Genomic DNA, 12287 nt, shown 5'->3' with positions numbered 1-12287 from the left:
ATAACAATTTATCGATGTTTGCTTGAATGATTTCTTCCAAGTACAAAAACCTCCTTTTAAATCCTCGTATTCTATAGTCTATCCGAAAATATAACCATGTATAAATGATGTTTTTTTATGTAAAAAAGAGGCAACTAGATCTTACCAATCTAGTTGCTCCAAGAAGTTATATACATCTTCGTGCAGCTCATCACGCTGTTTATCCAGCGTAATTACATGCGTGGAATCTTCGTACCATTTCATTTCCTTTAAATTTGACTCTACACCGTTATAAATAATGTTTGCACTATCTGTATTAATCATTTCATCATGACGTGCTTGAACGACAAACGTCGGTGCATAAATCATATCAATGTTATTGCGTACATCACGAATTAAACCTTGCAGTGCTTTTAATGTGTTCATCGGTGTTTGTTTGAATTCAAACATCTCTGCTTCAATTTGCTCTGGTGATTTACGCTCACGTTTTTTATATTCGCGCGCATATGCTAATATACCTTGATACATGATTTCTTCACTCTTAATGTACATCGGTGCACACATTGGTACAACTCCAATAATCGGCATTGTATAAGCAAGTTTTAACGAAAAAACGCCGCCCAGTGATAAACCAACAGCTGCAATCTTTTCATATCCTTTATCTTTTAAATGTTGGTACGCTGCCATAACATCTTTCCACCAGTCTTCTGGACCTGTGTGTACAAGTTGCTCCGGCGGTACACCATGACCTTTATAAATCGGTGCATGACATGTATAACCTTTTGTCTCTAAATAACGTCCGAGCATACGAACATCTGCAGAGTTCCCTGTAAATCCATGTAATAGTAAAACTGCACGTTCTCCCGCTTCAAATGTAAACGGTTTTGGGGATGCTAGCTTCATTTTACGTTCTCCTTCTCTTCCTATAATGTAATCTTCATATATGGTCTATTTATAGTTTATCATAGTTTCTTTTCCATAATCTAATTAGAAACTTTTTTGCTTAAAGTAAAAAAAGATTCAACCCGAAAAAGGCGAATCTTTTTATTTTATACTTGTAAGTACGTAACAGCAAATGTTAATACAAAAAATAGTATAGAAACAACAACTGTAATGCGGTTTAATATAGCTTCTATTCCGCGTGCTTTTTGCTTACCGAATAATTGCTCTGCTCCGCCGGAAATTGCACCGGATAAACCAGCACTCTTACTAGATTGCATTAATACAAGTACAATCAATAACAGTGATACAATAATAAGTAAAACTGATAAAAACGTATGCACTTTACATGCCTCCTAAAGTTTCGATTACTTTAAATGTATCATAAAATAATTGGAAAAGCGAGAGCGTCTCATGGACTCTCACTCACCGAATACTTCACCACATTAAATAAAAAGCGCCGCAAACAATGGACCAAGTATACATGTTAAGATTGCTGTTAATGTCATTGTTACTGATCCAATTACACCTTCATGCTCATTATTTTTCATCGCACGCATAACGCCCATAATATGAGATGCACAGCCAAATCCAATTCCTTTTCCAACAGAATTTGTCACTCTGCTCCATTTTAATAAAATAGGACCAGAAATGGTTCCAGATATTCCTGCAACTACTACGAAAGCTGCAGTTAAAGATGGTACACCACCAACTTCTTGTGACACACTCATGGCTACTGGCATTGTTACTGACTTTGGTAAGGAAGATAAAATTAAGCTTTTATCCGTTCCCATAATTGTGGCAATTATCATATCACTTGCAATCGCAACTATCGTTCCCACCAATACACCACCAGCAATTGGTACAACATACTTCTTCAAAACGCCGCGTTGTTTATATAGAGGGATTGCAAATGCTACCACACCAGGACCAAGCAATTGCGAAATCCAGCCCCCGCCGCTTTGCATGTATTGTTGATATGGTATATCAAATACGACTAACAACAAGATCATTAAAGCTGTTGCGACAAGCATTGGAACTGTAAACGGTGTTGGAATCCATTGATAAATCTTCTTTGACAGTTGATACATTAAAGCTGTTATAATAATCCAACCAATTCCGATGACTATACTCATTGTGTCTCTTTTTCCTTTCTAGTCGCAAGATATTGTCCTGTATGTCCTGCTACAATAATAATTAAAAACGTACTCGCGATAATAGTAATACACAGCGAAATACCTTTATTCATAAAAAAAGAACCATAATTCATTAAACCAATGGTTGCAGGAATTAATAAAAATGGCATAAGAGCCATCAATGTTTCTGCTCCTAATTCAAACCATTTTACTGGAAGGACTTTTAAACCAAGCAATATGAGCAACAAGAACATCCCTATTAAATTCCCTGGAATTGGGATGTGCAGCGCTTCTTGGATCCACGTGCCAATCATATTAAACACGTAAAATGCTGCTACTTGGACAATAATTTTTGTGAATTTCATCTGTCTATCATCCTTCATTATACGATTCTTTATACTTTCTATATTTATCATAGTATAAATTGTAAAAACCCGCAATTTCCCGAATTGACAAGCAAAACCGACCATGGTATGCGCTTACAATGGCATTTTTACTGTATTTGTAAACGTAATTAGGAATGAAATGAACTTATTGCAGCATAAAGTTTATATTTTCAGACTTTTCGAGAGGATACTAGAGGTGAGAATTTGACCGTAAATAGCAGGATAAAGTGAAACTTCCATCAGTGGGGGTTTTCTTCATCCCCCACTGATGGTTAGTTGAACCAATCGGGCTTTTACGGACAGTTATTCCCCACCTATTTTCTTTGCTTCTCTCTCAATCTTGAGGTGGGGGCTTACTGCCCGTTAATGCGGGGGAAAAATAAAACCGGCCGTGATTTCTCACGGCCGGTTTTTATATTCTACAATTATTTTTGAAGGTTGTAGAAAGATTTTAAACCATCGTAAACAGCGATTTCGCCTAGTTCGTCTTCGATGCGTAATAATTGGTTGTATTTCGCAATACGGTCAGTACGGCTCATAGAACCAGTTTTGATTTGGCCAGCGTTAGTTGCAACTGCGATGTCAGCGATTGTAGCATCTTCAGTTTCACCAGAACGGTGAGATACAACTGCTGTGTAACCAGCACGTTTAGCCATTTCGATTGCTTCGAAAGTCTCAGTTAAAGTACCGATTTGGTTAACTTTAATTAAGATTGAGTTAGAGATACCTTTTTCGATACCTTCAGCAAGTTTTTGAGTGTTAGTTACGAATAAGTCGTCACCAACTAATTGAACTTTTTTACCAAGACGGTCAGTTAATAACTTGTGGCCATCCCAGTCGTTTTCGTCTAAACCATCTTCGATAGAGATGATTGGGAAGTTCTTGCAAAGATCTTCGTAGAAATCAACCATTTCTGCAGAAGTCATGCTGCGACCTTCACCTGTAAGATCATATTTACCAGTTTCTTTGTTGTAGAACTCAGAAGAAGCAACGTCCATTCCTAAGAATACGTTTTCGCCAGCTTTGTAACCAGCTTTTTCGATTGCTTCGATGATTACTTCTAATGCTTCACGGTTAGAACCAAGGTTTGGAGCGAATCCACCTTCGTCACCTACTGCTGTGTTAAGACCTTTGTCATGTAATACAGCTTTTAATGCATGGAATACTTCAGCACCCATACGGATTGCTTCTTTGAATGTTGGAGCACCAACTGGTAAGATCATGAACTCTTGGAAGTCTACGTTGTTGTCAGCGTGAGAACCACCGTTGATGATGTTCATCATTGGAGTTGGTAATTGTTTTGCATTGAATCCACCAAGGTAACGGTATAATGGAAGACCTACATAGTCAGCTGCTGCGTGAGCTACTGCCATAGATACACCAAGGATAGCGTTAGCGCCTAATTTACCTTTGTTTGGAGTGCCGTCTAATTCGATCATAGCACGGTCGATTCCAGCTTGGTCAGTTACATCGAAACCAACGATTTCTGGAGCGATAACTTCGTTTACGTTATTTACTGCGTTAAGAACACCTTTACCAAGGTAACGAGATTTGTCACCGTCACGTAATTCTACTGCTTCGTATTCACCAGTAGATGCACCACTTGGTACTAATGCGCGTCCGAATGCGCCGCTTTCTGTGTATACTTCTACTTCTACAGTTGGGTTACCACGAGAGTCTAAAACTTCACGAGCATAAATATCTAAAATTGCTGGCATATTATTTCTCTCCTTTTATATGTGTAATTATTTAATAATTGTTTTACCTGTCATTTCTTTTGGCTGTTCAACACCAAGAAGTGTAAGCATTGTTGGTGCGATATCTCCCAAAATACCGCCTTCACGAAGCTCAATATCTTCTTTTGTAACGATGAAAGGAACCGGGTTCGTTGTATGAGCTGTCATCGGTGTGCCTTCTGGAGTTAATTCCTCGTCAGCATTACCATGGTCAGCAGTAATAAGTGCTACACCATCTTTTGCAAGAATTGCTTCTACAACTTTTCCTAAACATTCGTCAGTTGCTTCTACTGCTTTAATTGTTGGTTCCATCATCCCAGAATGGCCAACCATATCACAGTTTGCAAAGTTTAGAATGATAACATCGTGTCTGTCATTCTCAATTTCATTTACAAGAGCATCTGTTACTTCATAAATGCTCATTTCTGGTTTCAAGTCGTATGTTGCGACTTTTGGTGAGTTAATTAAGATACGCTCTTCTCCTGGGAATTCAGCCTCACGACCACCGCTAAAGAAGAATGTAACGTGCGGATACTTTTCAGTTTCCGCAATGCGAAGTTGTTTTAATCCCGCTTGTGAAACAACTTCACCTAACGTATTATCCAAGTTCATTGGCTTGAATGCTACATAACCTTTTACCGTTTCACTAAAGTGTGTCATACAAACGAATTCTGGAATGTGAGGTACTTTTTCACCACGATCGAACTCACGGAAGTCTTCGTTTGTAAATACACGAGCAATTTGAATTGCACGGTCTGGACGGAAGTTGTAGAAGATGATTGCATCATCATCATTGATTGTTGCAACTGGCGTTTCATCTTCATTTACCATTACAGACGGCAATACGAATTCATCGTAGATACCATTTGCGTATGAGTCATCCACACACTCATATGCTGTTTTATAAGTAGGGCCTTCGCCGTTCACCATGGCACGGTAACATTTTTCAACGCGATCCCAACGTTTGTCACGGTCCATGGAGTAGTAACGACCGGAGATTGTCGCGAACTGTCCTACTCCTGTTTCTTTTATCACTTCATTTGTTGCATCGATATAACCTTTTGCTGTTTGCGGACCAACATCGCGGCCATCTAAGAACGCATGGATATATACTTTCTCCACGCCTTCTTTTGCAGCTAAGCGAAGAAGAGCAAACATATGGTCAATGTGACTATGCACACCGCCATCAGAAAGTAAGCCGAATAAATGAAGGGCTGTACCTTTTTCCTTCACGTGTTTCATTGCATTTTGAATCGTTTCGTTCTGATCGAACTCACCTTCACGAATTGCAACGTTTACACGCGTTAAGCTTTGGTATACAACGCGGCCGGCACCAATATTTAAGTGTCCTACCTCAGAGTTACCCATTTGACCTTTTGGAAGGCCTACCGCCTCACCGCACGCTGTTAGTGTTGTGTGAGGGAACTTGTTCCAGTAGCCGTCGAAATTAGGTTTCTTAGCTTGTGCTACAGCATTCCCGTAAGTTTCTTCACGTAGTCCAAAACCATCAAGAATGATTAAAGCTGTTGGCTTTCTCATTTTACCGCCTCCAAAAGACCTAAGAAGGACGCAGGCTCTAAGCTTGCACCGCCAACTAAAGCACCATCGATATCAGATTGTGCCATATATTCTTTAATGTTTTCAGGTTTTACGCTGCCGCCGTATTGAATACGAACTGCTTCTGCAGCTGCCGGAGAAACAGCTTCAGCAACAACTTTACGGATGTGCGCACATACTTCGTTTGCATCTTGTGCAGAAGAAGATTTACCTGTACCGATTGCCCAAATTGGCTCATATGCGATAACAGTTGCTTTCACTTGCTCTTCTGTTAAACCTGCAAGTGCCTTAGTCACTTGACCTGCTACAAGATCAAATGTTTTTCCGCTTTCGCGTTCTTCTAACGTTTCACCACAGCAAACGATTGGTGTTAAACCGTGCTCAAATGCTGCTAACGTCTTTTTGTTTACTGTTTCGTCTGTTTCAGCAAACATTTCACGACGCTCAGAGTGGCCAAGTACTACGTAGCTCACCTTTAAGTCGCTAAGTGCTACTGGGCTAATTTCGCCAGTGAATGCACCATTTTTTTCGAAGTGCATGTTTTGTGCACCTACTTGTAAGTCAGTTCCTTCTGAAGCTGCTACAAGACGCTCTAAGAAAAGAGCTGGCGAGCAAACAACCGCATCAACAGCTGTAGCTGCTGGGATTTGACCTTTTACTTCCTCTACGAAGCTAACTGCTTCAGATAGAGTTTTATTCATTTTCCAGTTACCTGCGATAATTGGTTTACGCATGCTTTGCACCGTCCTTTTTCTTGGCTGCTAATTATTTGTCGTTAAGACAAACTACACCAGGAAGTTCTTTACCTTCCATAAATTCTAATGACGCACCGCCGCCAGTAGAAATGTGGCTCATTTTATCAGCCATACCGAATTTTTCAACAGCTGCTGCAGAGTCACCACCGCCGATAACAGAGTATGTACCTTCTGCATCTGCTAATGCTTGTCCTACTGCTTTTGTACCTTCTGCAAATGGAGCCATTTCGAACACGCCCATTGGCCCGTTCCATACAACAAGCTTAGAGTTTTTAATTACATCTGCATAAATTGCACTTGTTTTTGGTCCAATATCCAATCCTTCCCAATCAGCAGGGATAGAATCGATATCTACCACTTGTCGGTTTGCAGTTTCAGAGAAGTCATCTGCAATGACGCAATCAACTGGCATGTAGAAGTTTACGCCTTTTTCTTTTGCAAGCTGCATAAACTCTTTTGCTAGTTCAATTTTGTCATCTTCACATAGAGACTGTCCGATTTCATGACCTGATGCTTTTACAAATGTATAAGCTAGTCCACCGCCAATGATTAAGTTATCAACTTTATCAAGTAGATGACGAATTACACCGATTTTATCTTTTACTTTCGCACCACCGATGATTGCTGTAAATGGACGCTCTGGATTAGAAAGTGCTTTCCCTAGTACTTCTAATTCTTTTTCCATTAAGAAACCTGATACTGCTGGTAAGTAATCTGCAATACCTGCAGTAGAAGCGTGAGCACGGTGAGCTGCACCGAATGCATCATTTACGAAGATATCAGCAAGAGCTGCAAATTCTTTCGCAAGTTCTGCATCGTTCTTTTCTTCGCCCGCATAGAAACGCACGTTTTCAAGAACTAATACGTCGCCTTCGTTCATTGCTGCAACCATTTCTTGTACAGCAGGTCCGAATGCTTCGTCCGCTTTTTTCACGTCTTTACCAAGAAGTTCACCTAAACGTGCTGCTACTGGAGTTAGACGCATTTCTTCTACTACTTGTCCTTTTGGACGACCTAAATGGCTTGCTAAAATCACTTTCGCACCTTGCTCTACTAAATATTGAATTGTAGGAAGAGCTGCGCGAATACGAGTCTCGTCTGTAATTTTGCCTTCTTTCATAGGTACGTTGAAGTCAACGCGGCAAAATACTCGTTTCCCCTTTAAATCTACGTCACGAATTGATTTTTTGTTCATTGGATTTCCCTCCGACTAGTTAGGATTGACAAAACCCATTCAAAAGCTTATCACATTTGCTTAGAAAACGAAAGAAGGGAGAGGGAACAAACCCTCTCCCTCGTTTTGTCATTAATTACGGATAAACTTATGAATTAAAGACCTTTAGAAGCGATATAGTCTACTAAGTCAACTACACGGTTAGAGTAACCAGTTTCGTTATCGTACCAAGAAAGTACTTTAACCATGTTGCCTTCCATAGTCATTGTAGATAATGCATCAATTGTAGAAGAGTTTGTGCATCCGTTATAGTCGATAGATACTAATGGCTCTTCGCTGTATCCAAGGATACCTTTTAATTCGCCTTCAGCTGCTGCTTTGAATGCTGCGTTTACTTCTTCAACTGTTACTTCTTTCTCAAGCTCAACAACTAAGTCTACAAGAGATACGTTAGCAGTTGGAACACGAACTGCACCACCGTTTAATTTACCTTTAAGTTCTGGTAATACTAATGCTACTGCTTTAGCTGCACCAGTTGTAGTTGGGATCATGCTCATTGCTGCTGCACGTGCACGACGTAAATCTTTATGTGGTAAGTCTAAGATTTGTTGGTCGTTAGTGTAAGAGTGAATTGTTGTCATCATACCGCGTTTTACGCCAAATTTTTCGTTTAATACTTTAGCAAATGGAGCTAAGCAGTTTGTAGTACAAGAAGCGTTAGAGATTACGTTATGATTAGCTGCATCGTATTGTTCGTGGTTAACACCCATAACAATTGTGATATCTTCGTCAGAAGCTGGTGCAGAGATGATAACTTTTTTAACTGATCCACCTAAGTGTTTTTCAGCATCTGCTTTTTTAGTGAAACGTCCAGTAGATTCTACTACTACTTCTACGCCGTAGTCGCTCCATGGTAATTGAGCTGGGTCACGCTCAGCGATAACTTTGATTTCTTTACCGTTAACAACGATGCTGTCGCCGTTAGAAGATACTTCTGCATTTACTGCTCCATGAACAGAATCATATTTTAAAAGATGTGCTAATGTTTTAGCATCTGTTAAGTCATTGATTGCTACTACTTCCACGTTAGGGTTGTTAAGAGCTGCGCGGAATACCACACGTCCGATACGTCCAAATCCATTAATACCAATTTTAGTCATTTGAATTTCCTCCTTGGGGGATGTATATTAAGGGTTATTTACCCTTTACTAACTCTTTTGCTGCACCTTCATCTGTGATGAGTAATGAAGTGTGCCCTTGCTTAATTACTGCTTGAATTGCTTTCGCTTTTGATGAACCTCCAGCAACTGCAACGACATGAGATACATGTTGTAAATCTTCGAGCTGCATGCCGACCGTTTGTACTTTATGGACAACTTCACCTTGTTCATTAAAGTAATACCCAAACGCTTCACCGACTGCCTGCATTTCTTTAATTTTCATCCAATCTGCTTCTAAAGTACTTCGTCTACGCGCCATCGTTAAGGCATCACCAATTCCGTGAATGACAATATTGGAAGATCGAATCAACTCAAGAATTTCTTTCACAGAAGGTTCCGTCACAATGGACGCATATGCTTCGCTACTCACATGATCGGGAACATACAATAAGCGATAGTTGCTCATCGTATTTTGTGCCATTTTCGCACAGATTGTGTTCGCTTCTAGCTCAACACTCTCTCCTATTCCACCGCGTGCTGGGACAAATAATGTATGTAGATCCCTGCAATCCAATTGCATCATATCAGCTACGGCAGCTATTGTTGTTCCTCCAGTCACAGCAACGATATTATTCGCTGTCAGACGATCTTTTATACAAGCAACACAAGCGCGGCCCATCTCGAGCTTGACCCAAGGTGATTCATCACTATCACCAGGGACAACGAAAACTTCATCCAAGTCTAATGTTTCCTTAAGCTGTTTTTCCAAAACCTTTAAACCAGAAATTTCTTTCATAAAGTCTTCCAAAGCAAGAACAACAGCTGTTCCTTCTTCTGTTAATGTCATTCCAGAAGAGGCGACGTGAACCAAGTTTTCTTCTTTCAAAACTTGCACTTCACTTCGTAATACTCGTTCTGTCATACCAAGACTTGCAGATAAGTTTCTTCTACCAATAGGTTGTGTTAACCGAATGTACTGAAGAATTTGCATTCTTGTTTGCATAACAGGTAGCAGATCAGGTAATAATTTTTTCGTATACTGAATCCATGAGCGCATCATATTTTATCTCCTCACCACATTGGTTCATTCCCTATGTGGTCATTATATGTCCCGTAGTGACAAATTGTGTCCCACATAGAGTAAAAAAATAATCCCTGCTACGGTTATTATTGTAACAGGAGATCCAAAGTTATTCAACTCTTATTGCGCGAATTATGCTGTTTATTATGACATCTTTGTGAATGATTCCATATTCTACCTCTTTCCCCTCAATTTCAACGACAGGAATCATAAGATGATACTTCTCTAACAGCTGCTCATCCTCATAAATATTTATTTCCTTTAGATCAAATACATATTCAGTTTTCAGCTCTTGCAGAAGTTGTTTCGCCTTCTGACAAAGACCACATTCTTCCTTTGTATATAGAATAACCTCCATGTTCATCACCTATACAATCGTTTTTCGCAGTGAAGACGCCGGAATGTTTAACTGCTCTCGATATTTCGCTACCGTTCTGCGCGAAACAACAATTTCATGTTCTTCCTCTAACATTTTTGAAATCTTTTGATCTGAGAGTGGTTTTTTCTTATCTTCTTTCCCTACAAACTCTTGAATAAGCTGCTTCACCCTCTTTGTTGAAATTGCTTCATCCTCTGTTGTTGCTACTGCATTACTAAAGAATGATTTCATCTCAAATAAACCATATGGTGTTTGCACATATTTATTACGCGTTGCACGGCTGATTGTTGACTCATGGACACTTAATATCTCAGCCACCTCTTTTAATGCAAGCGGTTTTAAATATTGAGGGCCATTCATAAAGAAGTCGCGCTGCTTTTCAATAATTACTTCCATTACTTTCAGAAGCGTTTGTTTTCTTTGTTTTAAACTGCGCATAATCCATTGTACATGCTGATATTTTTCAGACACATAAGAAGCAACGTCTCTTTCACTATTATGAAGGAGCTCACTATATTCTGAATGAATTTCAATCTTCGGCATATTACGTTCATTCATTTGGAGCACCAAACGATTATCCTCTTTTTTCACCGCCATATCAGGAACGATGTACATCGGTTTTTCCGAAGAAAATGCCAAACCTGGTTTCGGCTGCAGTGATGTAATAACATGAACAGCTTCTTGCAATTCTTCCGTACTACATTTCAGCACATTTACTAACTTGCGCCAATCTTTTTTTACAAAATATGCAAAATGTTCGTCCACAATCATTTCTGCTAATGCGCTCTTTTTTTGTAAGCGCTTTAATTGAATTGATAAACACTCTTGAATATTTCTTGCAGCTACCCCTGCTGGCTCTAATGATTGGACGAGCTCCATACCGCTATTAATTTCTTCTACACATACTGATAATAATGCTGCTAATTCCTCGTTTGTTTCTTGTAAGTACCCGTTCTCATCCACATTTAAAATAATGAATGAGGCAATTTTTCTTTGTTCTTCATCTATTTTATAATACTGCAATTGATTGACTAAATGTTGTTGAATCGTTGTTGAATCGACACTATAAATTTCCATTTGATTCTCTGTTTGTTTACTTGTTGTTTTACTCTTTTTCTTTTCCCTGTCAAATCCCCCCAACTCAATAAGGGGATTCTCTAGCGATTGCTCATACAAAAACTCCGTTAATTCCTGCACATTGTATTGGAGCATTGTAATCGCTTGTCTTAACTCTTGCGTCATTGCCAAACGTAAACTTTGTTCTTGTAAAAGACTTGCTTTCACCCTAATCTCCCCCTCACTTCTATTGTACAATAAGTTTCTCAAAAGGAGAATCCTTACAAAATACCAACATCCATATATTATTACTTCATATGTATTAATTAAGTTTATATATTACAACCAAAAAATGAGTAATACCGAAAGAAAATGCCAAAATCTTAAAAATAATCACAAATTTTATACCACATACTAATAGTAACTCCTATTTGAAGAAATAACAATTAAAAAGAGTAGTTTAAGTATAATGAAGTTTCGTTATACTTAAACTACTCTTTTTCTCCTGTATATTCTGGTAAGAACTTTATAAACAAACTAATAAAAACCCTAACTTCAAAATATAAGTCAGGGTTTTTTTACGCGCCCAGAGGGATTCGAACCCCCGACAGACGTGGTACCGGAAACCACCGCTCTATCCAACTGAGCTATGGGCGCATGAAATATATAATAGCATCAAGGACTTCCCTTATGCTTACAATCGCAAGAGACACTTTCACGCCGCCTTGCGTAATGTTTATTATACGATATCTTCGTTTTGGAAGCAATTACTTATTACGTCGCAGTTTACAGAACGACTCTTATCTTTCACTACAGCTAGATATCGAAATGAAAAAGCCATCTTTATATTACATGTAACTTCACTTCTTCTATACTTTCGTCCCTTCAACTTTATCCGTTCATACAATAAAAGAAACGCCCGCGTCGATTGACGACACAGGCGTATAAC

At 39.1% G+C, this 12287-nt stretch carries 12 protein-coding genes and 1 tRNA gene; all 13 read right to left on the bottom strand.

Annotated features, from left to right (window positions below; translation table 11 throughout):
- Positions 1-141: 141 nt before the first annotated feature.
- A complete protein-coding gene (locus tag ACTDJC_RS06820) occupies positions 142-882 on the bottom strand; it encodes an alpha/beta hydrolase (protein ID WP_098308466.1) in 741 nt (246 codons plus the stop codon).
- A 146-nt stretch (positions 883-1028) separates the two neighbouring features.
- A complete protein-coding gene (gene secG, locus ACTDJC_RS06815; protein WP_098308464.1) occupies positions 1029-1262 on the bottom strand; it encodes a preprotein translocase subunit SecG in 234 nt (77 codons plus the stop codon).
- A 102-nt stretch (positions 1263-1364) separates the two neighbouring features.
- On the bottom strand, positions 1365-2054 hold the full coding sequence (locus ACTDJC_RS06810; protein WP_253630847.1) for an LrgB family protein: 690 nt from the start codon (positions 2052-2054) through the stop codon (positions 1365-1367).
- A complete protein-coding gene (locus ACTDJC_RS06805; protein ID WP_440602963.1) occupies positions 2051-2419 on the bottom strand; it encodes a CidA/LrgA family holin-like protein in 369 nt (122 codons plus the stop codon). Before ACTDJC_RS06805 ends, ACTDJC_RS06810 begins: the two co-directional genes overlap by 4 nt.
- A gap of 446 nt (positions 2420-2865) precedes the next feature.
- Complete coding sequence (gene eno / locus ACTDJC_RS06800; protein WP_440602962.1) at positions 2866-4158, bottom strand: phosphopyruvate hydratase; 1293 nt, start codon at positions 4156-4158, stop codon at positions 2866-2868.
- Between the two features lie 27 nt (positions 4159-4185).
- A complete protein-coding gene (gpmI, locus tag ACTDJC_RS06795) occupies positions 4186-5715 on the bottom strand; it encodes a 2,3-bisphosphoglycerate-independent phosphoglycerate mutase (RefSeq protein ID WP_440602961.1) in 1530 nt (509 codons plus the stop codon).
- Entirely contained in the window at positions 5712-6467 is a 756-nt protein-coding gene (gene tpiA / locus ACTDJC_RS06790; protein WP_098308454.1) for a triose-phosphate isomerase, read from the bottom strand. Before tpiA ends, gpmI begins: the two co-directional genes overlap by 4 nt.
- Positions 6468-6498: 31 nt before the next feature.
- Positions 6499-7683 carry a phosphoglycerate kinase gene (locus ACTDJC_RS06785; RefSeq protein ID WP_098308452.1) on the bottom strand — a complete coding sequence of 395 codons (1185 nt, stop codon included), beginning with the start codon at positions 7681-7683 and terminating at the stop codon, positions 6499-6501.
- 134 nt (positions 7684-7817) lie between these two features.
- On the bottom strand, positions 7818-8822 hold the full coding sequence (gap, locus tag ACTDJC_RS06780; protein ID WP_098308450.1) for a type I glyceraldehyde-3-phosphate dehydrogenase: 1005 nt from the start codon (positions 8820-8822) through the stop codon (positions 7818-7820).
- A 34-nt stretch (positions 8823-8856) separates the two neighbouring features.
- Positions 8857-9879 (bottom strand): sugar-binding transcriptional regulator, encoded by a 1023-nt coding sequence (locus ACTDJC_RS06775; protein WP_098308507.1) that lies wholly within the window; start codon positions 9877-9879, stop codon positions 8857-8859.
- Positions 9880-10012: 133 nt separating this feature from the next.
- Positions 10013-10261: a glutaredoxin family protein gene (locus ACTDJC_RS06770; protein ID WP_154711227.1), complete on the bottom strand. Its 249-nt coding sequence runs from the start codon at positions 10259-10261 to the stop codon at positions 10013-10015.
- A 9-nt stretch (positions 10262-10270) separates the two neighbouring features.
- Positions 10271-11566: an RNA polymerase factor sigma-54 gene (gene rpoN / locus ACTDJC_RS06765; protein WP_253630850.1), complete on the bottom strand. Its 1296-nt coding sequence runs from the start codon at positions 11564-11566 to the stop codon at positions 10271-10273.
- Positions 11567-11919: 353 nt separating this feature from the next.
- Positions 11920-11995 (bottom strand) — tRNA-Arg (locus tag ACTDJC_RS06760).
- Positions 11996-12287: the final 292 nt, after the last annotated feature.

Source organism: Bacillus sp. GB_SG_008, assembly GCF_052038115.1.
Lineage (GTDB): Bacteria > Bacillota > Bacilli > Bacillales > Bacillaceae_G > Bacillus_A > Bacillus_A rhizoplanae.
The sequence above is the reverse complement of the archived record's forward strand: the minus strand, read 5'-3'. Positions and strand labels throughout refer to the sequence as shown.

Coding starts and splice junctions, on each gene's coding strand:
- ACTDJC_RS06820 (WP_098308466.1), bottom strand. CDS start 882: ATGAAGCTAGCATCCCCAAAACCGTTTACATTTGAAGCGGGAGAACGT.
- ACTDJC_RS06810 (WP_253630847.1), bottom strand. CDS start 2,054: ATGAGTATAGTCATCGGAATTGGTTGGATTATTATAACAGCTTTAATG.
- ACTDJC_RS06805 (WP_440602963.1), bottom strand. CDS start 2,419: ATGAAATTCACAAAAATTATTGTCCAAGTAGCAGCATTTTACGTGTTT.
- eno (WP_440602962.1), bottom strand. CDS start 4,158: ATGCCAGCAATTTTAGATATTTATGCTCGTGAAGTTTTAGACTCTCGT.
- gpmI (WP_440602961.1), bottom strand. CDS start 5,715: ATGAGAAAGCCAACAGCTTTAATCATTCTTGATGGTTTTGGACTACGT.
- tpiA (WP_098308454.1), bottom strand. CDS start 6,467: ATGCGTAAACCAATTATCGCAGGTAACTGGAAAATGAATAAAACTCTA.
- ACTDJC_RS06785 (WP_098308452.1), bottom strand. CDS start 7,683: ATGAACAAAAAATCAATTCGTGACGTAGATTTAAAGGGGAAACGAGTA.
- gap (WP_098308450.1), bottom strand. CDS start 8,822: ATGACTAAAATTGGTATTAATGGATTTGGACGTATCGGACGTGTGGTA.
- ACTDJC_RS06775 (WP_098308507.1), bottom strand. CDS start 9,879: ATGCGCTCATGGATTCAGTATACGAAAAAATTATTACCTGATCTGCTA.
- ACTDJC_RS06770 (WP_154711227.1), bottom strand. CDS start 10,261: ATGGAGGTTATTCTATATACAAAGGAAGAATGTGGTCTTTGTCAGAAG.